Genomic DNA, 22,384 nt, shown 5'->3' with positions numbered 1-22,384 from the left:
CCTTGTGAGAGTAGGGATCCTCTTTTTCCTTGCTACCAATAATAGGACGTTATGTTAACCTGACATGAATAGAATATGCAATCAAAATACCTTTTATTATCTATATTCTTGATGTGGTACAATCTGGATAAAAGGTAGAAGGAGATAGACAATGACAGAAATCATTAAAGAGATCGTTTCTCAAAACAAAAGATACAAGGTTCAAGTTATCAAACGAAATAATGGCTTTTTCACTACAGAAGTTTTTGCGTGGTTTGAGGATTATGGATATAAGTATTGGTCTCCTATTAAACAGGGAATATCGTTAATTGATACAGAAAAACATGCTATAGCCATAGCAATGGAAGATTTAAAAGTGTATTCAGGTGAGAATGATTAGTGAGTGTGGATTACACTTATCTCAGAACAGGAGAGGTAATTGTTGTAATATTAAAAATTAGCTTCCTATAACGAAAATTATGTAAAGGAGCTGTCCATATGGATGGCTTATTTTTTTGCTTAGCGTGGTTTTATTCCAAAATGCTGGCGGTATCCCTATAAACAGTATAATAATTTTAGAAATAACTATTGGAAAATGAGAGCACAAGAACATTTAGAAGGGAAATAAAAAGATGAATGACAAGATTATTTCAATCATTTCCACATATGAGAAAGATGACGATTTTATGGGAGTTGTAAATGAAGATACGATTCAAGAAGCAGCAAAAATGCTAAACATTACATTTCCAAGCAGCTATCATTGGTTTTTAAAACAGTATGGTAGTGGTGGTCTTGACGGGATGGATATACATGGTTGTGAAAAAACAGTTGCGGATTCATCCGTTGTCTACCACACAAAATTGTATAGAGAAACATATGACCTACCAGTACAATATATTGTTTTAAATGATATTGATGGCACCGTAACATGCTTAGATACAAGCAAAATGAAAGATGGCGATTGTCCAGTTGTTTTTTGGAGTCGTTTTTCAAAGGAACTGTATGCCATTACTTATGATAATTTTAGCGAGTATCTATTAGATTCTTTACAAGAAACTGTAGATAATCTGTATGATGAGGATTAATTGGATATAAGATGCCAGAAATCGTGATTTAAGTAATAATACAGTTTTATAAAGTTTTAATATTCTTTTATTGCTTTGATTTAAGAAGCCGATTATTCCATACAAGAAATCGGCTTTTTCTATGTGAGAAATCGCTTAGCGTACGAAATTCGCGTTTTGTTGGTGCTACCCCATCGCTATCAAGCTAATAAAAAGAAATATCCTCAAAATGAAAAAAATACGTTATTCTTTCTGTAGAATCATAAGAAAGGATGGCGTTTTTTATGTCTGTTTCTGTGTCTGACGAATTACAACTATTTGCTCAAGAGATTCAAAGTTTTTTATCTCCAAATACCTTACGGAATCTTGCTAGAGATGTTGGTTTTGTACAACGAACCAGTAAGTACCAAGCAAAAGATTTAGTAGCTTTATGTGTATGGGTGAGCCAAAATGTAGCTAGGACTTCTTTAACTCAGTTATCTAGCTGTTTAGAAGCATCAACAGCAGTACTTATCAGTCCTGAGGGACTGAATCAACGATTTAATAAGGCGGCCGTCCAACTTTTACAACACCTACTAGCCGAACTATTAAGCAAAAAATTGGCCGCATCTATGCCGCTTTCTTCTCCATACACTTCTGTTTTCAAGCGTATTCGTATTTTAGATTCAACTGCATTTCAACTCCCGGATGTATTTTCATCGGTTTATCCAGGTGCAGGAGGCTGCAGCCATACAGCTGGGATAAAAATTCAACTTGAGTATGATTTGTTAAGTGGACAGTTCCTACATATTCATACAGGTCCAGGTAAACAACATGATCGCACTTACGGCTCTCTGTGTGCCCCAACTGTGACGGCGAATGATTTATGTATCCGAGATTTAGGTTATTTTCATTTAAAAGACCTTCAATATATACAAGATAAAGAGGCCTACTATATCTCTCGTATCAAGTCGAATACACGTATTTATCAAAAAAATCCTAACCCTGATTATTTTCAAGATGGAAGAATTAAGAAAGGTACAGAGTATATACAGATAGATATGGAGACGGTAATGAACTCTCTTCAGCCAGGACAAACATGTGAAATTGCTGATGCTTATGTAGGAATGAATGATAAAGTGCCAGCTCGTGTAATTGTTCATCGATTAACAAAACAACAGCAACAAAAACGATTACAAGATCAAGCTGTAAGAGAAAAAAAGAAAGGAATGAAGTATTCTCCTCGTAGTAAACGACTCAGTGGTATCAATGTATATATGACAAACACCCCTACAGATATTGTCCCGATGGGACAGGTACATGACTGGTATTCTTTGCGTTGGCAAATCGAAATTTTATTTAAAACGTGGAAGTCATTCTTTCAAATTCATCATTGTAAAAAGATAAAACCAGAACGATTGGAGTGCCATTTATATGGTCAGTTGATTGCCATTCTACTCTGTTCTTCTATCATGTTTCAGATGCGCCAATTGCTCCTCATGAAGAAAAAACGAGAGCTTAGTGAGTATAAAGCCATATATATGATTAAAGATTATTTTCTTCTTCTATTCCAAACTATACAAAAAAACATCCAAGAGTTATCAAAGGTGTTACTTCGCCTGTTCAATCTCCTACAGCAAAACGGGCGGAAATCTCATCGATATGAGAAAAAAACGGTCTTTGATATATTAGGTGTCGTTTACAATTGTACCCTGTCTTATAATCAAGCCGCTTAATTCAAAAAAATGAAACCCGCTAGGGTTTATTTCGTATGCAAATCTTTTAATCAACTACACTTGCCCTTTAGAAAAAAGAAACAATCTCGTCTAAAATTGACTTTGCATAAGCTTAGCTTGATAGCGATGGGGTAGCACCACACATCCATCAACTTAAGGATTTAGACTATTCTTAAACTTAAAAGCACGTTACTATTCTCTTATGTTAATGAGAAAGGGTGACGTGCTTTTTATGAATATGCATCAAAAACAAGAGCTGTCTTTATTTGCCGAAGAGTTATATCGATATATGTCTCCCGCTACACTTAATCAATTAGCTATAGAAGCAGGTGGAATGAAACGAAAACGTAAGTGCCATGGGCACCATTTTTTATCTTTGTGTGTATGGTTAAATCAACAAATCGCTACAACCTCTCTTACTCAACTTTGTAGTCAATTAGAAACTTCAACAGGAATTTTATTAAGTCCTGAGGGACTGAATCGACGATTTAACTCGGCTTCTGTAGCCTTCTTTCGAAATGTATTTACTACACTTCTACAAGCTAAAATTGGAGGATCATCTACAATTTCTCATTCTCTTTCTGCTTACTTTGAGCGGATTCGCATCCTTGATTCTACAACCTTTCAAGTTCCAGATCGATTCGCAGCTACTTATCCTGGTGCCGGAGGCTGTAGTCATACAGCTGGTGTGAAAATTCAATTAGAGTATGACTTGTTGAGTGGAGAGTTTTCTGATGTGAAAATTGAACCAGGAAAACGAAGTGATCAGGCATATGGGGCGACTCGAATGGACATGACACAAAAGAATGAACTATATATTCGTGACTTAGGGTATTTTCGTTTACAAGACTTTAAATCGATCCAAGATAAGGAAGGGTATTATTTATCGCGTCTTAAATTACCAACTAAAATATATAGAAAAGAATTCGAAACAGTGGTATTTAAAACAAAACCTGCTCAATTGAGACCGGTATATATACAAATTCATTTGGAAGACATCATGAACCAATTACAACCTGGCCAAGTGTATGAATTACATGATGTATATGTAGGGAGCAAAGACAAACTACCCACTCGCATTGTGGTTTATAGATGTACAGAGGAGCAAAAACAGAAACGTCTACATGATCGAGCTATTCGCGAAAAGAAAAAAGGGATTACATATACAGAGCGTACGAAACTTTTACAAGGAATTACGGTATATATGACAAACATTCCTACGGAATGGGTACCGAAAGAGAAAATCTATGATTTATATTCACTGCGTTGGCAAATTGAGCTGTTATTTAAAATATGGAAATCTTGGTTTCGAATTCATCGTTGTAAATCTATTAAACAAGAGCGATTAGAATGCCACCTTTATGGACAACTCATTAGTATCCTATTATGTTCTTCTACTATGTTTAAAATGAGAGAACTCCTGTTACGTAAGAAACAGAAAGAACTAAGTGAATATAAAGCGATGTACATAATTAAAGATTATTTCTTACTTTTTCATCAAGCACTACATAAAAACACCCAAGAATTATCAAAGATTCTCCTTCGTCTGTTTAACCTCCTACAGCGAAACGGACGAAAATCTCACAGATATGAGAAAAAAACAGTCTTTGATATTTTAGGTGTTGTGTATGAGTATACCACTTCTGCCCATCAGGTAGCATAGCGAAAAATTTGAAACCCGTCAGGGTTTATTTGATGTGCCTACTTTTATAACATCTATAAAAGATAATAAAAAACTACGTGGAAAGACCGCATTTTGTATAAAAATATACGTTAAGTTGATGGATGTGGGGTAGCACCACATGCCCATCAACTTAAGATATGGATATGAAATAAAATCACGATGTTTATAAGAAAGATGCGATGTTATATCTTTTCAATTAAAGAATTCTAAATGTGTTTTGATCAAACTTTTTTATAAAAATGGAACATCCAGTCACAAAGAAAGACTCTATTTTGATCAATCTTTTTTCAAAATGGAGTCTTTTTGTGTAACACAGAATGTGGATTTGTAAGAGGTTTTTAATCAAACTTTATAAACAGTATGTTTTTTATCTTAAATCAATTATATCCATAAATTTAAGAAAAATTCTGTTATAAGATGCATCAGTACAAGTTATTAAATTTTCTATCGGATTTATGTCAGTTACAGTCATATATCTAGTAAGCAAATGATCATCTCTATAATAAGTAATCAATTTCTTCTCTTCAGAAAGAAATGAACATAATAACATGTTTTCAATACGTTCTTGTTCGTCTTGGGTTAATGTAGGGCGCTCCACTTTTGTCTGCTTTTTAACAATCTTACGAATACCAGCGAATTGCTCTGGTATAGTAGTGAATGGAGTCTGTTTAACCATTCCTCTTTCTTTTGGCATATTTGTATAGTTCATGCTGTATATCCTCCTAATTGCTATTAATAACCGTATCATTATATCAAACTTTAGGTATATTAGGATTAATTATGTGATTATAAAATAAATATTTAGAGGTTTTTGGCTCCTTATAAAATCAAACCAATTTAACTAAGCATGATTTATATATATAATAGGAGAAATTACTGTGGAGTCCCTTTGTAGGTAAGTGTGTTGTTGCTGGTTCTGTTGATGCAGGATTAGGATTTACTATAGATACAAAAGTAACTGTCAATGGATCATCACAATATAAAATACACAACAGCAAAGAAAAAGCTAAAAGGCAGGAGTCCGGTACAATACCGGACCCGTGCCCAAGAAGCTGCCCAATGAAATAACGTGTCTAACTTTTAGAGTTAAAATTGTCTTTTTTTTTAATGTATTAATTGATCTTCAACAATTGGGCCATTTTCTGGAATAAAGCGATTGCTCAAATCACAGAATTTTGAAATAATTGTTATTAAGTTAAATGGCAGGATTTTAGAATATGACCGAAACATATTGTATATAAAAAAATTAACATTAGTTTCTTAATTCTTTTTATTGGGAGGAAGAGTCGGATGGAAATAAAATGGATAGGTGTTAGCGTCCTCACCGGATTCTTTCTACTGGAGCTTGGTGCAATGGCTGCGTTCAGTTACTGGGGTTATCATATCAAGACAGGGGCAGCGGTCAAAATTATACTCGCGGTTGCCACGCCACTAGTCATAGCCACTCTTTGGGGTATGTTTCTCTCCCCGAAGGCGTCGCTCCCCATCTTCTCCTTCCCCATACGAACTACGCTTAAGCTGGTTGTGTTCATTGTTGCTTCCGCAGCTTTGTACGCAAGTGGGCAAAGCGCGTACGCAGTTACTTTTCTGACGGTGTCCCTTCTTATCGTGGCAGCAGTCTTTATCTTGAAGCTTCATAAAGTTAATATGTGAAGTGGATTAGCCTAAAACCGAACTTCAATAATCGGGCGCTTTAATTGAGCAAGGATCACAAAAATCATCAAACTTTTTTATAAAAGGATGATTCAATTGAATATAGAAAAAGCGTATTTTGATCAATCTTTTTTCAAAGCACGTTTTTTCTATTTGCTCTTTTATCAAGGTTTATTAGGTTAATTTAATCAAACTTTATTCAAAAGCTACAACAAAGCATATAAATTTCGTATCTATCCAACGAAGGAACAAAAAATATTAATTGTTAAAACCATTGGGTGCAATCGCTTTGTATTCAATTTCTTATTGAGCGAATGGGGCAGTTTATTTAAAGAAGTAAATCAAATCGCATAGGCTACAAAAAAGAAAGCAAACTAAAATCGTGGGTGCTGATGACGAAAAAACACAACTCCGCTATCTGTATATAGTGTATTTATTATAGTTGGCATCCTTGAAGGAATAACTAAATCAAGCTACAAGGGTGGTGAAAAAATGGCTAAAAATAAGAATAATCAATTGAAGAACAATAAAAATGCTGTACCAAAAGCAGATGCAGAATTTGCGGGAGAAAATGGACTTGAAAAAATCGCATTAAGAGCCCAAAAAAAATCAAAATAAGTAAACAATAGGGGGCAGTAAATCTGTCCCTTTGTTCCTCAAAATTAACATAGTTCTTCAAAAAAATAAGCATCTTTTGTTAGCATAAAACCAATGTATTGCAAAACCTGGAAAGTCCCCTCAGAAGTTCTGAAAGTACTTTCCATTCACATAATTAGTGTTATCGTAAGTCAATGTTATTGTTAGTTTGGATTCGACTTTTGTATAGTTGACGAAATTTGATGAAAGAGATAATTCTCCAAGGTAAGATATATCCCAGTGCTACAGTCATAAATAGTGCTGCTTCTGTTTCTGGACCTAGCCATTTTAAATAATCACGAAGTAAAAAACGGATAATAAGTACGATGAGAAAGGTAATAATAAAGCTCTTGTTTCTTACAGCATAAATATGCTGATCGAATCGGAGTTCATAGTGAGTGGTCCAAATAAGTGGAATTGACAAAAGAAATCCAAAGATAGCTGCACAAATCCATTCCCAGCCAGCGGCATGTGCTTTTGGATTTAAGATGATGTGAATGCAGGGGAGTAACAAAAATAGTATGGGTAAGAGAATGCGGGTTCCGTTTCCTTTAATAGGGCGATACATTGCCAAAGTTCTACGCCATATGACTAACGCAGCAATTATGATCACAATAGAGTAAAACGAAGAAGAATCCATGATTTCACCTCGACACATAGAATATTTCAATTATATGGAAAGTACAGATGGTTGGATAGTGGTATTCATCCTGATTGGGGAAATATAACATTAATTTGTGATATCATATATAGGTATTTGCCATTACATACTATTGCAAGAGGTAAGTAAAGAGGCTTATCCCTTATGTATCAAGGATTACGCCTTTTTTTCTTTTGAAAGATTTATAGAAAAAAACATACTTGTTTTATTAAGTATGCAGTCTCAGAATTGTCCTTATTTCCCATATGAAAATCGCATATTTGCTAGTTAGTTTAATACTTTTTGTAATGGAACAGCTGCAATCTAAAATTATGATTTGAGTACATGCAATATATACAATACCCCTGGCATATAGCTAATAGCGTATAGCGCGCTTATAGCTAAACAACAAGTCCACTGCCAAAGTAGGGCTATTCTTTTCTGCCTTTTGTGGTAATATCGGTGTTGCCGTTTCACGCATTAGTTTATATTCAAGCTGTGCAGTGATAATAAAGCTGTTTAATTGTAAACGTAAAAGAGCGATATCCTAAAAACTACGATAGACGGTATAATAAAAGCAATATATATAGAAATACGTTTGCTTTCGAAAGGGAGTACATATATGAAAATAAAAAAGGGCAAAAAACACTTGGTTATGCTTTTGAACAAGCTACAAAGCATAGGAAATACCCGAAATTAATAAGGATAATTTATAGGAGGTACTTTAAAATGTTTATCGTAAATGTTGAAGGTGCTATAAGGAAAAATGATAAATGGCTTATTATTGAAAGAAGCAAAAAAGAGGAACATGCTGGTGGTTGGCTTTCTCTTGTGGGAGGTAAGGTAGATATAGAAGGGAATTCATCAGACATATTAGAGAGAACAGTAAAGCGAGAAATATTAGAAGAAGTCGGTGTGAGCGTAAAAGACAGGCTAAATTATGTACATAGTACGTCATTCGTAACCGATACAGGTGAAAATGTTGTGGATATTGTTTTTCTTTGCGAATATGAATCGGGGGAGGCATTTTCTAAAAGTCCCGATGAGGTTGAAGAGGTATTATGGTTAACTACTGATGAAATATTAAAACACCCCAATTCGCCAATTTATTTAAAAGAAAGCATTAATCAGGCGGAAGCGTTGATTCGTATTCATTCTTCATAACACTTTAAATTTATACGAAATGAACAAATGGATTTTTTAGGAAGTGAAAATGATATACCATTCTATTTTCTTAATTCACATAATTTTCGAAATTAAAATCTATGGATGTTAATATTTGTTATATAATATATTTGTCAAAGCATTACCCCTGTAGTTTCTAAGATGAACCTGTAAGATAGTTTGTTTGTCCCGTATATTCACCTTAAACAAAAAGAACTTGTAGGGATTCCTACAAGTTCTTTTTGTTTTTTCGGTTAAATGTTGATTTGAAATAAAGTTACTATTTTTTGAGGGGGAAAAGTAAATGTCTGTAAAAGCAGAAAGATTATTAATACGAAAATTTGAGTTCAAAGATTGGCAAGCTGTCCATGAGTATACATCAGATATCAATGTTATGAAATACATACCTGAAGGGGTTTTTACTGAAGAAGATACAAGAAACTTTGTGAATGAAAACATTGGTGAACATACTTATGAGATTGGTTGGGTGTTCAATTCTAAATATTTCAATAAAGGATATGCTTCTGAAGCAGCACAAGCTACATTGAAATATGGGTTTAAGGAAATGAAATTACATAGAATTATAGCTACATGTCAGCCACAGAATACCCCATCATATCGAGTGATGGAGAAGATTGGAATGAGAAGAGAAGGCTATTTCAGGAAGTGTATACCACATGGAAATGAATGGTGGGATGAGTATTATTACGCTATTTTAGAAGAAGAATAGGGTTCTGGTGCAAACACTCCAAAACTTGGACATTGATACTAGTACTCTAAAAAAGGAAGTGATTAGTATGGAAAAGTAAAATCTATTCTTTCAGGAATAGAAACGATGCATATCATTACAAAAAGGAATCCATAACGGGTTCCTTTTTTACACTCTTCAAAAGGTACACTTTTTAAACGCATAGCACCACAGCTCGATTCAGAAGCACATAGTAGCATCTTTCAAGAACCAAATAAAAAATAGTAGCTTAAGCCAAACGATCAGCTCAAGCTACTATTTTTATTTATGTTGAATCTCTTAAGAACCTTAGTGTATGGATTGAATCATCTGGCGTAAATAATTTCTTCTTATAAAAGATTAATTAGACCTAGAAGGCAAAGTAGATATAAGAAATGGATACTTCAGTATAACTGATTTATCTACGGGACAAAAAAAGATATATTAAATAAAATGATCAAACTTTTTTTAAAAAAATGAATGTGGGTAAAATGCCAAAGAGCTAAATTTTGATCAGACTTTTTTCAAAATTTAGCTCTTGTTTTTTGCTGAAAAACAATACTTCACACAAGGTTTTGATCAAACTTTTTTTAACACCTACACCTTGTTCCATGCCGCCTGGCGAATTCAAACGGCAAGCCGCTATTCGCCCTAGATCTATCACCCCTGCCACAGCGCAGGCTTTGTCACCATGAACCATAACATCGCCATTAAAAGAACAATGTAAATCCAAATAGAACGCCGCAACAATTGAATCAAGGCGTTCTTTTCTTGGCCCGTTTCGCTGAATTTTCGAATGGTCGGAGAAAAGGCGCGGGCCAGGAAAAATATTGAACTCGCCATGAGAATAAGGGTCATCACAATCCAAGGGGTCTTCCAAGTCCAAGGGCCCGCCAGTACAAGCAGAACCCCGGATGCAACCAGCACATGCCCGGCATGCTTGGCCAGCCTGACCGAAAATCGGAATACATCCAGATAAGCCTGCTGTGTTCGGGCCTCTGTAGCCCGCAATTTTTTGATGAGCGGAAGCAATACAAAAAACGGGCCGATGGATAAGATTACACTAAAAATATGTACATACAGAAGTAGTCGATACAACATGTCCATCCTTATATCACATTAACCTTTGATGGGATGGAACTCATGAACCCAAACTCTCATATTTGGCAGCCACGGCATGCCAGGGTGAAGAGACAGGATAGATTGCTTATATTCCTCCACATCCGCATAGCCTTCTTGACGTGCATGCTCATCAGTCAATTCGCCAAGTGACTGTGAATAGACCTTCTCCACAACATACCGGTGACCTTGAAGCTCCATCACTTCCCCGACATCCGCATATCTCCCGTTGCGGCGAGTAGCCGTTTTCTGTCCTGCAAGTACTTTTTCAATGTCCTCCTGAATCGTAATGAGACGTTCAATCGTACATGTTTTTGGTGGTAAAGCGTTCGTTTCATTTTGGTTTGTCATCTGGGTCACTCTCCTTTTTTCATTTAAGCATAAGCCCACTTTATCATATAAAAAAATTATTCTATATAGCAAGTTTCTACATAATAGGGATAACAAACTTTCATACAATGTTTATACTGTAGATTAAAAATAAAGATTGATAATTAGTAAAAAAGTTTGACAAAAATGTCTATTTTGTAGGGCAATTGCTTATGCATAAAATAACACTAATTTTTTGTATACTGTTGCTATAAACTCTCGCGAGAGTTGGAAAATAGATTCGCGAATCAACCGGGTTTCAAACCTGATGTGGTGATGAGGTGCGAAGCTATTATGAGTGCAGTGACATAACTAGGAGGTTTCCACTATGACAGCTTTATTTAAAGCTATGGCGTTCCAGCTGAAAACTGAACGACTTGACCTGAGTATGTGGGAGGCCTGGATGAGAAAATTAATTGGCGAACGTGGTGTGGACATGCCAACCCTTGACGCCGTTCGTATCCAGCTTATCGAGATGCGCAAGAGAGCAGTCGAAAATGGCATTTCCCTTCTCACTATTCGCCGACGAGACGAAGGCGATTTCATCGGATACGGTGGCTTGATTATCGGTCGTTCCACACTTGAAGAGCCGGAGATCGCATACGAGTTGTTCCGCAGTGTTCATCGTAAAGGCTATGCGACTGAGGCAGCATCCGTTGTGCTGGACGGTGCGATTGCTACAGGGCGCCACAGACTTTTGGTCGACTGTACGCGCTTGGAATGTTGCGTCCTTACGGGTGCTAGAAAAGGTTCTGTTGCAAAGTTTTAGGAACTCGATTAAACTTTGGAAAAAGAAGAACGGGAGCGTAACAAATGGGATATTTTAAAGGGAAACAGTTCAAACAAACTATTATTTTAGTAGCCGTCGGCTACTATTGTCGTTTTTCTTTAAGCTATCGCGATGTAACTGAAATACTGAAGGAACGTGGGGTGTCTGTTCACCCAACAACCATTATGCGCTGGGTTCATGAATATGGTAACTTGATCTATCAAATATGGAAGAAGAAAAAGAAGAACGTACACTTATCTTGGAAACTGAATGAAACCTATATAAAAGTCAAAGGAAAATGGTGTTATTTATATCGTACGATTGATAAAGAAGGCCATACGCTTAATATTCAACTTCGTAAAAAGCGGGATAATCAGGCGGCATATGCCTTTATGAAAAGATTGGTTAAAACTTTTGGGGAACCAACGGTTCTGACAACAGATAAGGCGCCAGCGTTACTTTGTGCATTTAAAAAGTTAAAGGAGAAAGGCTTTTACAAAAGCACCGTTCATTGTACCGTTAAACATATGAATAATCGTATAGAACAAGACCACCGACATGTGAAACGTCGTTTTGCTAAGTCATCGGGATTTCAAACTCTCCGGCATGCTTCTCGTACAATAAAAGGCATTGAAACCATTCATGTCCTATACAAACAAAGGCGAAGTCTTCAAATAGGCTCCGCCTTTTCGGTGTATAACGAATTACAGGAATTATTAATGGTTGCATAACCATTTAACGATGCAACTCTAGATTCTCTATGTTTTGGGTAACTTTGCAACAGAACCGTATAAAGAATATTGATATGTGAGGGTTTTACTGCCCGCGAATAGCGAGATAAAATGAATGCGAGTATTTTTACATATGAATATATGAAAAATGAATGCTATTATTTTTACATATGAATATATGAAAAAATGATGAAATTGTCAGCTTTTTATTTTTTTGACCCCCATAAAATTTTTATTTCCTCCGAATATGTATAGTGAAGAAAGCAATTAGAATTGAAATCATTTCGTACAGAAACCTTGATTTTAAGAGGTATCGAAGCCATGCATATGATGAAAAAAGGGCAACTTCACCAAAGGGTGAAATCTGCCCAAAATGAGGTTGAAGTCATTCATAAGATATGTGGATTAGTCGTTTGATCTCAAAGTTAACAGGAAATTACTGTTCTATATTCTTATTAAGCTATTTTCGCACCAAAACCCTAGAAGGTCTATCTAGTAAAATAGCTTGCGTTTGTACTTAGAATAAAAAGAAAAGGAGTATGTAAAAAAAATAATGGAGAAAAAAATTCAACAAGAGAAAGATAACTCAAAACCCGTTTTTTATGATCCTAAAGGAAGAAGAAAAATAGCTTTCAGTTGGTTTCTATGTATCTCAATAGTTAGCATAAGTATTGTATTTTATTTTTTCTTTCGAAGTATTTTTTCAACACCAGAAATTCCAAATATGAATCCTTCTGTAAAGCAAGATACTAAACTTGTACCTATTAATCAAAAACTCAGCGACCAGCAGTTAAAGAAGGAAGAATTCAAATCTCCTAATACCGAAATAAACAATAAAGAAAATTCCGAAAATCCAACAGACAATGGCGAACAACCTAAAGAAGTTTATGGTTTTTATGTAAACTGGGATGAAAATAGTACTGCTTCTTTAAAAGAAAATATTGATTCATTAACAATGTTAGTTCCAGAATGGTATCACTTAAAAGAAAACTTAACAATTAGTAGTGAGATTAAACCTGAGATTGTAAAGTTAGCAAAAAAAAATCATGTAAAAATTATGCCTTTGCTTACTAACTATACTCAAGAAGCTTCTGGTCCTGATAGTAAACTTATTCATAAGTTACTGAATGCTCCAGGTAATGTACAGACAAAGTTTATTAATGATTTAGTAAAGCGAATTGAAGAGAATCAATTTGCAGGTATTAATATTGACTTTGAGTCAATACCTGAAGGCGATAGAGATAAATTAACAAATTTCATGAAAGAACTTACTACGGTCTTTCATAAACATCATTTGCTCGTAACGCAAGATGTCCCTGCTAATGATAAAGCCTTTGATTATGGTGCATTAGCCAAAGTAATAGATCGTATGATTGTAATGATGTATGATGAGCACTATGGAGCAGGGACATCAGGACCAATTGCTTCAAATAAATGGTTTGAACATACGCTCAATGATCTAAACATTCCCTCTGAGAAACTTATAGTTGCTTTTGGTAATTATGGATATGATTGGGAAGTGAAGAGTGAAAAACCTGCGGAGCCTTTAACTTTCTCAGAAGTTATGAAAATGGCTCATGATTCAAATATAAAAATTCAATGGGATAAGATCAGTGGAAACCCTTATTTTCGATATAAAAAAGGAGCGAAAGAACATACTGCTTGGTTCTTAGATGGTGTTACTCTTTATAATCAAGTCAAAATTGCAATGAACAATAATGCAAAGGGGTTTGCATTATGGAGACTAGGAGCAGAAGATCCTACTGTATGGAAAGCTTTAAAAGATCCTATTGAAGTACAAAAAAATCCTGATGCATTACATAAAATCGCTAGTTTAGATGAAGTAAATTATTCTGGACAAGGCGAAATTTTACAGATTGAAAATGAAAGACAAAATGGATTGAGAGATTTTAAAGTAGGAAAAGAAGGTTATCTTACAGATGAAGTGTATCAATCACTACCATCTGCATATCAAGTGCAGCGCTATGGAAAACCAAAAGGAAAACAAGTAGTACTAACATTTGATGATGGACCAGATCCTAAATACACCCCGGAAATTCTAGATATATTAAAAGAGCATAAAATAAAAGCAGCCTTTTTTATACTTGGTGAAAACGCCCAACTAAATCCTAGTCTTGTTAAAAGAATGTACGATGAAGGGCATGAAATTGGCAATCATACCTTCAAGCATCCTAATGTAGCTGATACGTCTTTACTACGAACAAAAGTAGAGCTGAATACAACTCAGCGCCTGATTCAGGAAATAACTGGACATTCTACGGTTTTATTTAGGCCACCGTTTGAAGCAGATGCTAACCCGGATTCATCAAATGAAATACTGCCTATTTTGCGTGCACAAAATATGAACTATACAATGGTGGCAGAAGAAGTTGATCCTGAGGATTGGGCGACTCCATCAACAAATGAATTAGTAAAGCGTACTCTTAATCCCATTTATAAGGGGGAGGGAAATATTATTCTTCTCCATGATGCAGGAGGGAATCGTACCCATACGGTAGAGGCGCTGCCGATGATTATTAAAGACCTTAAAAAGCATGGATATAGTTTTGTAACAATTTCAGATTTAATGGGTAAAGAACGAGATGAGGTTATGCCTCTCGTTTCTTCTGAGGATAAGCAATATTTACTTTACAATAAAGCTGTTTTTTCAGGAGCGGGATATTCTAAGCATATATTAACAACTATTTTTTATATTGCTATTGGATTAGGTATTTTCCGATTCCTATTTTTAATTTATTTTTCATTCAAGCAAAAAAAGAAAACAAACTCTCGTTTATTTGCTAATTCGTCTTATCAACCTTTTGTTAGTGTTGTGATAGCAGCATATAATGAAGAGAAGGTTATAGCTAAGACGATTCGCTCAATTTTGGATAGTAATTATAGAGAGTTTGAAGTTATTGTTGTTGATGACGGATCGAAAGATGGTACGTCAAAAGTAATTCAAGAAGCATTTCATAAACATCCTAAAGTTTGTTTAATTCAGAAAGAAAATGGTGGGAAATCATCCGCAATGAATTTAGGATTTCAAAAATCACGAGGAGAAATCATTGTCACTTTAGATGCGGATACTATTATTGCGCAAGATGCTATTTCTCTAATGATTAGACACTTTGAAAATCATAATGTAGCAGCAGTTTCAGGCAATGTCAAAGTGGGAAATAGACGAAATTTGTTAACTACTTGGCAACATGTTGAATACATTACAGGATTTAATTTAGAACGCAGAGCTTTTGATGAGTTGAATTGTATCACGGTAGTTCCTGGAGCTATTGGAGCATGGCGTAAAAAGAATGTAGTTGAATCTGGATATTTAAGTGAAGATACACTTGCAGAAGATACGGATCTTACTATAACATTTTTACGTCAAGGGCATAGAATTGTATATGAAGAAAAAGCATATGCTTATACGGAGTCGCCTGAAGATGTGAAAAGTCTCATTAAACAGCGATATCGTTGGTCGTATGGTACACTCCAATGTCTTTGGAAGCATCGAAAGGCATTGTTTAATGCAAAGCATAAAACATTAGGGTTTGTTGCATTACCTAATATGTGGTTGTTCCAATATATCCTGCAATTCATTGCTCCTTTAGCAGATATATTAATGATTATGGGGATGTTTGGTAGTAATCCTCTAAAAGTTTTAGGATTTTATCTTGTGTTCTTTGCAATGGATCTTCTCGCTTCTCTTTTTGCATTTAAATTAGAGAAAGAGAATCCTAAACCATTAGCATGGTTAATTTTACAACGCTTTATTTATCGTCAATTTATGACTTATGTTGTAATTAAATCTGTATTTTCATCTATTCGAGGGGTAGCGGTAGGATGGAATAAACTAAAGAGAATGGGGAGTGTTAAGCACTCCTCTGAACATAATGAGGCATCATAAGAGAGCAGATAATCTGCTCTCTTTTTGTTAAAAGGATTCACCATATCAAAAAAAGAAAATTGTAAGTTTAAACACAATTTAGACTTATTTCAACCGATTCCCTGTACTTTGTATTCGTTTTTATACTGAAAGGGTTATGTGGACTTAACTATCTATTGGATTGAACTACCCCCACTTTCACTTCGTTTAGAAGAGGGGGATTCCTAAGTAAAGAGTTCTATCGAACTCTAATTTATTAGGCTATCCCCACAGTCCTTGCGGTTAGAAGCCTTATCGCTTCATTCTTTAGATTGATACTTGCGTTAATATCCCTATCATGGTGTGTATGGCAAGAAGGGCAGTCCCATTTACGTAGGTTTAGATTTTTAACGTCTTTGTTTTGATATCCACAACAAGAACATAATTGGCTTGAAGCAAATGTTTTTGATACGACAATGATTTGTTTGTCGTACCATTTTGCCTTATATTCCAACATAGTTCGAAACTGTGACCATGATACCTCACTAATTGCTTTTGCTAACTTATGATTCTTTAACATATTCGATACTTGCAAATCCTCTATACCGATAACATCGTGGTTTTTGATGATTTCAGTCGAGATTTTGTCCAAGTAATCTTTTCTAGCATTCGTCATGTATTCATGAATTCTAGCTACTTTTACTCGTTGTTTATTCCAGCGAGAAGATCCTTTCATTCTTCTAGAAAGAACACGCTGTGCTTTTGCCAACTTCTCTTCTAATGATCGAAAAAACTTCGGATTTTTATAGGTTGTTCCATCTGACAAAATGGCGAAATCTTTTAGTCCCACATCCATTCCAATGTAAGAATTTGTTTTCGGAAGTGCTTGCACTTCTGTTTCAACTAACAATGACACAAAGTATCTGCCAGAAGGGTTCCGTCTAACTGTAGCATTTAAAATACGTCCTTTTACTTCACGACTTTTGGCAAATCGAACAAGACCTAGTTTTGGCAATTTTATTTTGTTTCCTACAACGGCAATGTTTTCATTTGTTTGTTTTGTGGTATAAGATTGTACGTTGTTCTTCTTAGATTTGAAACGCGGGGCATTGTTTTGTTTTTTGAAAAGGCGTGTATAAGCATCCGCAAGGTTGCGAACAGACGACTGAATCGCGATACTATCCACTTCTTTTAGCCAAACAAACTCTTTCTTCATGGCAGGGAGTTTGGCAGAGCATGTACCATATGTCAAACCTTTCCCTGTTTCTTTGTATGCATTATCCCATAGAGATAGGAAATGATTGAATACAAAACGGGAACAGCCAATCGTTTTATTGATTAGGGTTGCTTGTGCTTTATTTGGATAGATACGAAATTTAAATGCTTTATTAATCATCATTCATTTCACCTCCATTTCGGTATGTTTCTATTATACAACAAACGTACATTCGATAGGTAGTGAAGTAACAGTTTATGTATGTCGAACAATTAAGATGGCTTCCTGACATCCCTTGTCCAAAGCCAATTCATCTCCCACCTACTCACTTCGCGTTCCTTGAGGAAGGAGTCTTCTTGGCTAAAATGATAAAAAAAACCAACTCATAGCTGGTTTTGATTCAGTGTACTTTCATATTCCTTGATTATTTTGTAAAAAGTATTTTTCTTCAGTTCTAACAGTTCCATAAATTGAACCCCAGTTATTTCTTTATTTTTCCACTTAGGATACGTTTCTTCTATGAATATGAGTCACCGTATGGACAAGGCTTGCACCCAAATGACGGAGATGAAATATATGAAATAGTACATGGTGAAGAACGATTAGTGGGGATATATGATGGACGTAATGAAAAATGCGTTGCAGCTACTGCTAAAAATTAAAGAGAGGAAACCCAGAAGATGAGACGTAATAAGTACGCAATTTATAACGAAAAAGAATATAAAATAGTACAAATAGATAACCACCTAGAGTTAATTTCTAGAGATGAACAAGATTTAAAAAACGGCTTTGTACGATATGACCGAGACCCTAATCTTTTTATTAAGGTAGTTGAAAAATCCGATTTAGAAACAGCCTATGACGTTACTCCTTTTGCTGTATATAAAGGAATTGAATTTTTAGTAATAGGATTGAATGAAGAAAAAGGGACTGTAGATATATATGGCATTGACCAGAAAGTAGCTCGTGAGCTAGGAATGTCTACAGCTGGTCGTGGTGAATTTTCAAAAACTGTAAACCTAGTTGATGTTAAGTTAATCGAAAAAGTAAAACCTATATGGGGATTTACACTAGATAAAGAGAATTAATTACAACAAATAAAAGCAGAACCTTTGCTCATACAGGTTCTGCTTTTCACTTCACATATACATAAGGATTCATGGTTCTGTTAGGGATATATGTACTTTATTCTCTTTTATTTTATCTTTGCACCAGAACCCATAGTAGAACAAGATCATCCGCTTTATAAAGAAGCGAATCCGTTCTATGCTAGGTCTTAAATCTTTTGACACAGCTACATCTATTCTTTCTGGAGTAGAAGCCATGCATATGATTAAAAAAACAGATTGCTTTACGGAACCAGTCTGTCCAAAATCAAAAAGAATTCATCCATCAATTGTTTGGACTTGCAACATAAGATACGATTCCGTTAGGAATATAAATGCTTTATTCTCTTTTGTTTTATTTTTGCACCAGAACCGATAATGCTTCCATTTGAACAAATTTTCCTTTTTCATACTGATCACACACCTTTTGTAGAGAAGTAATATCAGTATGTCCAAATTTAAGAGAGTTTTTGCACCAGAACCGAATAATCTGTAGTCGAATTTTAAAATAAACAATTTAATTAATCTAGCTTGTTTATTTTAGCTTAATATTATGCAATATTTCCATGCAAACGATTGCGTTTTTCGTATATAATGAAAACGGATACATAAGTGTTTTATAAATTTAAAAAAGGAAAAGGAGAAAAGGGATGAAAAAACAGTTTCAATATTATGGTATTGTCATTTTATCTGTCTTGATGTTATTTGTATCTCTATTAATTCCACAAGCAAGTTTTGCAGCCGTAAATGGAAAAGGAATGAATCCGGATTACAAAGCTTACTTAATGGCACCATTAAAAAAGATTCCGGAAGTAACAAATTGGGAGACATTTGAAAATGATTTAAGGTGGGCAAAACAAAATGGTTTTTATGCTATTACTGTTGATTTTTGGTGGGGAGATATGGAAAAGAACGGGGATCAGCAATTTGATTTTTCATACGCACAGCGTTTTGCTCAATCAGTAAGAAATGCAGGTATGAAAATGATACCTATTATTTCTACACATCAGTGTGGTGGAAATGTTGGCGATGATTGTAATACACCAATTCCTTCATGGGTTTGGAATCAAAAAAATGATGATAGTCTTTACTTTAAATCTGAAACCGGAACCGTTAATAAAGAAACATTGAATCCACTTGCTTCAGATGTAATTCAAAAGGAATATGGTGAACTATATACGGCATTCGCAGTAGCTATGAAACCGTATAAAGATGTAATCGCAAAGATATACTTATCTGGGGGACCAGCTGGAGAGCTGAGATATCCTTCCTACACATCTGCTGATGGAAGCGGCTATCCATCACGTGGAAAGTTTCAAGCCTATACAGAATTTGCAAAATCAAAATTCCGTTCCTGGGTATTAAATAAATATGATTCCTTAAATGAAGTGAACAAAGAGTGGAGTACAAAACTTACTTCTGTTTCAGAAATTTTACCACCAAGTGATGAGGAACTGTTTCTAAAGAATGGATATAACTCTTCATATGGAAAAGATTATTTAGAATGGTATCAAGGTGTTTTAGAAAGTCATACAAAATTAATTGGTGAATTGGCACACGATGCTTTTGATTCAAGTCTTCAAGTACCAATCGGTGCAAAGATTGCAGGAGTACATTGGCAATATAATAATCCGGTTATACCTCACGGGGCAGAAAAGCCAGCAGGGTATAATAATTATAGCCATTTACTTGATGCTTTCAAAAGCGCAAAGTTAGATGTAACATTTACTTGTCTAGAAATGATAGACAAAGGTAGTTATCCCGAATATTCAATGCCTAGAACATTAGTACAAGAAATTGCAACATTAGCTAATCAAAAGGGAATTGTATTAAATGGTGAAAATGCTTTAAGTTTAGGAAATGAGGCAGAGTATAACAGAGTTGCAGAAATGGCTTTTAATTATAATTTTGCTGGATTTACGTTACTTCGGTATCAAGATGTAATGTATAACAATTCATTAATGGAGAAATTTAAAGATTTATTAGGTGTGACTCCTGTTATGCAAACGATTGTAGTAAAAAATGCTCCTACAACAATAGGAGATACTGTTTATATTACTGGGAATCGTGCGGAATTAGGAAGTTGGGACACAAAACAGTATCCAATTCAATTATATTATGATTCTCATAGTAATGATTGGAGAGGAAATGTTGTGTTGCCAGCTGAAAGAAATATAGAATTTAAAGCATTTATTAAAAGTAAAGATGGAACGGTCAAATCATGGCAAACAATACAACAAAGTTGGAATCCAGTCCCACTGAAGACTACCTCTCATATAAGTTGGTGGTAATTATATTATGCAAACAAAAAAGATCCTTTAATAAGTGATAAAGGGTTCTGGTGCAAGCCTCGAATGCTGTCAAAATATACACAAAAATATGAGAGTAATTACGAACGTTCAATTTTTACAAAGTATAAAAATAAGGATTTTTATATTGATTTCCGAACAACTCATTCTCATGAGAATATAACATTCATGTTGGATTATCTACGTAATCATTTTTGCACCAGAAACAGATTAGTTCAGGCTGATAATGTTTCCACTTGAATAGGTTTTGCTTTTCCATACTGATCACGTCCTCTTTTAGAGTACTAGTATCAGTATGTCCAAGTTTCAGAGATTAGTTACATAAATCTTATAGTTTTTGCACCAGAACCAAATATACGTTAAAGAGAGCAGATGGTTCAGTTGTTTCAGATCCTTGGGTTGTAAAAAACAATAAGATAACAGTAGCAAGAAAAAATGCGCAATAATTAGGAAATATATTGCGGTAAATGTCAACAGTAAGTGGACAAGCAAAGTGATGGAGCCCCCTCAAAAAATGAGGGGGTTTCTTCGGTTACAATTATTTGTTTGCATCATGGGGGCACCATATCAAAAAAAGAAAATTGTACGTTTAGACACAACTTGGACACATTCTAAGGTGTATGCTGTACGTTAAACCTACTTTTTCTATTGTTAAAAAAATTAGAATTGAAAGTTTTTTATTTTTTTTACAAATAGCACACAAAAACGACATACTTCTAGACTATTTTTATATACAGGAATTATTTTTTGAAATGGTTACTACATATAAAGGAGACTCCAAAATGGATATGGATTCATATTATTGGGAAATGGTTAAGAAGAATATTGGTGTGTATTCTGAACAGGAACAAGAATGTCTTCGAAATAAGAAGGTCATTATTTTTGGACTAGGGGGAGTAGGTGGATATGAAGCAATTCTGTTTTCGCGAATGGGAATAGGGCATATTACCGGTGTTGATCCTGATGAATTTGAAGTTTCTAATATTAACAGACAAATGTTAGCGCTTTCTAGTGTTATAGGTGAACCAAAAGCAAAAGTTGCAGAACAGGTTGTAAAAGATATACATCCATATATATCAACAAACTTTATCCAAACAAGAGTAGATGAAGATAATGTAATCGAGCTTATAAAAGGGCATGATATTGTACTAGAAGCCGTAGATGATATGCCTTCAAGAGTCATAATACATAGAACAGCTAGAGAATTAGGTATACCAAGTGTGGGGATGTCAGGTAGCCCCCCAACACGAGGATTTGTTTCTACATTTTTCCCAACCGGAATTCCTTATGAAGAAGCATTAAATATCTCAAGTGTCGGATGCAAATTAACAAATCAAGAATTAAGACAACAGATTGCTGATATAAAGAAAAGTCGAGCTTGGTATTCTGTGGAGAAAGGCGCACCAAAAGAGTGGGCGCAAGATTTTTGTGATGGAAAAGCAGGATGGATTATCACGCCGATGCGTGCTCATCTATTGTCACTATTTAGTTTTCATGAAGCAATACAAGTTTTAACTGATCGTGAACCTCTAGCTAGAGCGCCTAAAGGCATTGTAATGGATTTAGATAGTCATATCCCGGTTCAAGTAAAAGAAGCCCCAAAAGGTGGATGGGATTATAAAACACTGTAAGGAGGAA

General features: G+C 35.0%; 20 protein-coding genes and 5 pseudogenes. 18 read left to right on the top strand and 7 right to left on the bottom strand.

Annotated features, from left to right (window positions below; genetic code table 11):
* The first annotated feature begins 151 nt into the window (after positions 1-151).
* The 4 genes from QUF93_RS01395 (at position 152) to QUF93_RS01380 (ending at position 4,421) form a co-directional block, all read left to right on the top strand.
* Complete coding sequence (locus QUF93_RS01395; protein WP_289375137.1) at positions 152-379, top strand: hypothetical protein; 228 nt, start codon at positions 152-154, stop codon at positions 377-379.
* Positions 380-611: 232 nt separating this feature from the next.
* Positions 612-1,064 (top strand): SMI1/KNR4 family protein, encoded by a 453-nt coding sequence (locus tag QUF93_RS01390; RefSeq protein ID WP_289375134.1) that lies wholly within the window; start codon positions 612-614, stop codon positions 1,062-1,064.
* Positions 1,065-1,327: 263 nt separating this feature from the next.
* Positions 1,328-2,758, top strand: a complete 1,431-nt coding sequence (locus tag QUF93_RS01385) for an IS4 family transposase (RefSeq protein ID WP_289375109.1) — start codon at positions 1,328-1,330, stop codon at positions 2,756-2,758.
* A 232-nt stretch (positions 2,759-2,990) separates the two neighbouring features.
* The gene (locus QUF93_RS01380) at positions 2,991-4,421 is read left to right on the top strand and encodes an IS4-like element ISBce2 family transposase (protein ID WP_080019313.1); all 1,431 of its coding nucleotides are present in this window, start codon (positions 2,991-2,993) and stop codon (positions 4,419-4,421) included.
* A gap of 388 nt (positions 4,422-4,809) precedes the next feature.
* Here QUF93_RS01380 and QUF93_RS01375 read toward each other — a convergent pair whose 3' ends face one another.
* Complete coding sequence (locus QUF93_RS01375) at positions 4,810-5,151, bottom strand: YolD-like family protein (protein ID WP_289361156.1); 342 nt, start codon at positions 5,149-5,151, stop codon at positions 4,810-4,812.
* 581 nt (positions 5,152-5,732) lie between these two features.
* Between QUF93_RS01375 and QUF93_RS01370 the strand changes: the two genes are divergently transcribed.
* The 3 genes and pseudogenes from QUF93_RS01370 to QUF93_RS01360 all read left to right on the top strand — a co-directional run bounded on the left by QUF93_RS01370 (position 5,733) and on the right by QUF93_RS01360 (position 6,713).
* Positions 5,733-6,095, top strand: a complete 363-nt coding sequence (locus QUF93_RS01370) for a YrdB family protein (RefSeq protein ID WP_002161986.1) — start codon at positions 5,733-5,735, stop codon at positions 6,093-6,095.
* Between the two features lie 210 nt (positions 6,096-6,305).
* Positions 6,306-6,440: pseudogene (locus QUF93_RS01365) on the top strand (helix-turn-helix domain-containing protein); the annotation flags it as partial.
* 147 nt (positions 6,441-6,587) lie between these two features.
* Positions 6,588-6,713, top strand: a complete 126-nt coding sequence (locus QUF93_RS01360) for a hypothetical protein (protein WP_289361154.1) — start codon at positions 6,588-6,590, stop codon at positions 6,711-6,713.
* A gap of 160 nt (positions 6,714-6,873) precedes the next feature.
* Here the strand turns inward: QUF93_RS01360 and QUF93_RS01355 are convergent, their stop codons facing one another.
* A complete protein-coding gene (locus tag QUF93_RS01355) occupies positions 6,874-7,371 on the bottom strand; it encodes a CcdC protein domain-containing protein (RefSeq protein WP_002161984.1) in 498 nt (165 codons plus the stop codon).
* 729 nt (positions 7,372-8,100) lie between these two features.
* Here QUF93_RS01355 and QUF93_RS01350 point away from each other — a divergent pair.
* Positions 8,101-8,535: an NUDIX hydrolase gene (locus QUF93_RS01350; RefSeq protein ID WP_289375132.1), complete on the top strand. Its 435-nt coding sequence runs from the start codon at positions 8,101-8,103 to the stop codon at positions 8,533-8,535.
* Positions 8,536-8,839: 304 nt separating this feature from the next.
* The gene (locus QUF93_RS01345; RefSeq protein ID WP_289361152.1) at positions 8,840-9,265 is read left to right on the top strand and encodes a GNAT family N-acetyltransferase; all 426 of its coding nucleotides are present in this window, start codon (positions 8,840-8,842) and stop codon (positions 9,263-9,265) included.
* A gap of 657 nt (positions 9,266-9,922) precedes the next feature.
* Here the strand turns inward: QUF93_RS01345 and QUF93_RS01340 are convergent.
* Positions 9,923-10,363, bottom strand: coding sequence for a DUF2269 family protein (locus QUF93_RS01340; protein ID WP_289375180.1), 441 nt, complete (start codon positions 10,361-10,363; stop codon positions 9,923-9,925).
* Between the two features lie 18 nt (positions 10,364-10,381).
* Positions 10,382-10,732 (bottom strand): ASCH domain-containing protein, encoded by a 351-nt coding sequence (locus QUF93_RS01335; RefSeq protein ID WP_289361151.1) that lies wholly within the window; start codon positions 10,730-10,732, stop codon positions 10,382-10,384.
* Positions 10,733-11,078: 346 nt separating this feature from the next.
* On the opposite strand from QUF93_RS01335, the pseudogene QUF93_RS01330 reads away from it, so the two are divergent.
* The 4 genes and pseudogenes from QUF93_RS01330 (at position 11,079) to QUF93_RS01315 (ending at position 16,157) form a co-directional block, all read left to right on the top strand.
* Positions 11,079-11,577 (top strand): annotated as a pseudogene (locus QUF93_RS01330) (GNAT family N-acetyltransferase).
* On the top strand, positions 11,564-12,250 hold the full coding sequence (locus QUF93_RS01325) for an IS6 family transposase (protein WP_289361150.1): 687 nt from the start codon (positions 11,564-11,566) through the stop codon (positions 12,248-12,250). Before QUF93_RS01330 ends, QUF93_RS01325 begins: the two are co-directional and overlap by 14 nt.
* A gap of 258 nt (positions 12,251-12,508) precedes the next feature.
* Positions 12,509-12,667 (top strand): annotated as a pseudogene (locus QUF93_RS01320) (IS6 family transposase); the annotation flags it as partial.
* 136 nt (positions 12,668-12,803) lie between these two features.
* Complete coding sequence (locus QUF93_RS01315) at positions 12,804-16,157, top strand: trifunctional glycoside hydrolase family 18/polysaccharide deacetylase/glycosyltransferase family 2 protein (RefSeq protein ID WP_289375129.1); 3,354 nt, start codon at positions 12,804-12,806, stop codon at positions 16,155-16,157.
* 235 nt (positions 16,158-16,392) lie between these two features.
* On the opposite strand, the gene tnpB is transcribed toward QUF93_RS01315, so the two are convergent.
* Complete coding sequence (gene tnpB, locus QUF93_RS01310; protein ID WP_289375128.1) at positions 16,393-17,514, bottom strand: IS200/IS605 family element RNA-guided endonuclease TnpB; 1,122 nt, start codon at positions 17,512-17,514, stop codon at positions 16,393-16,395.
* A 200-nt stretch (positions 17,515-17,714) separates the two neighbouring features.
* Positions 17,715-17,861 (bottom strand): annotated as a pseudogene (locus QUF93_RS01305) (recombinase family protein); the annotation flags it as partial.
* On the opposite strand from QUF93_RS01305, the gene QUF93_RS01300 reads away from it, so the two are divergent.
* The 3 genes and pseudogenes from QUF93_RS01300 to QUF93_RS01290 form a co-directional block, all read left to right on the top strand.
* Positions 17,802-17,993 (top strand): hypothetical protein, encoded by a 192-nt coding sequence (locus QUF93_RS01300; protein ID WP_289375184.1) that lies wholly within the window; start codon positions 17,802-17,804, stop codon positions 17,991-17,993. The pseudogene QUF93_RS01305 and the gene QUF93_RS01300 sit on opposite strands and share 60 nt — an antisense overlap.
* An 18-nt stretch (positions 17,994-18,011) precedes the next feature.
* Entirely contained in the window at positions 18,012-18,419 is a 408-nt protein-coding gene (locus QUF93_RS01295) for a UCP033725 family protein (RefSeq protein WP_289361147.1), read from the top strand.
* A gap of 132 nt (positions 18,420-18,551) precedes the next feature.
* Positions 18,552-18,748 (top strand): annotated as a pseudogene (locus tag QUF93_RS01290) (DDE-type integrase/transposase/recombinase); the annotation flags it as partial.
* Here QUF93_RS01290 and QUF93_RS01285 read toward each other — a convergent pair.
* Positions 18,717-18,848: a hypothetical protein gene (locus tag QUF93_RS01285; RefSeq protein ID WP_289361234.1), complete on the bottom strand. Its 132-nt coding sequence runs from the start codon at positions 18,846-18,848 to the stop codon at positions 18,717-18,719. The pseudogene QUF93_RS01290 and the gene QUF93_RS01285 sit on opposite strands and share 32 nt — an antisense overlap.
* Positions 18,849-19,087: 239 nt before the next feature.
* Here QUF93_RS01285 and QUF93_RS01280 point away from each other — a divergent pair, with 239 nt between their 5' ends.
* Together QUF93_RS01280 and QUF93_RS01275 are read left to right on the top strand one after the other, a co-directional pair.
* The gene (locus QUF93_RS01280) at positions 19,088-20,728 is read left to right on the top strand and encodes a family 14 glycosylhydrolase (RefSeq protein ID WP_070144042.1); all 1,641 of its coding nucleotides are present in this window, start codon (positions 19,088-19,090) and stop codon (positions 20,726-20,728) included.
* Positions 20,729-21,528: 800 nt separating this feature from the next.
* Positions 21,529-22,377 (top strand): HesA/MoeB/ThiF family protein, encoded by an 849-nt coding sequence (locus QUF93_RS01275; protein WP_289361146.1) that lies wholly within the window; start codon positions 21,529-21,531, stop codon positions 22,375-22,377.
* Positions 22,378-22,384 lie beyond the last annotated feature (7 nt).

This window comes from Bacillus hominis (assembly GCF_030348325.1).
Classification (GTDB): Bacteria; Bacillota; Bacilli; order Bacillales; family Bacillaceae_G; genus Bacillus_A; species Bacillus_A hominis.
Note: the sequence above shows the minus strand (reverse complement) of the source record. Positions and strands in the feature narration are given on the sequence as shown.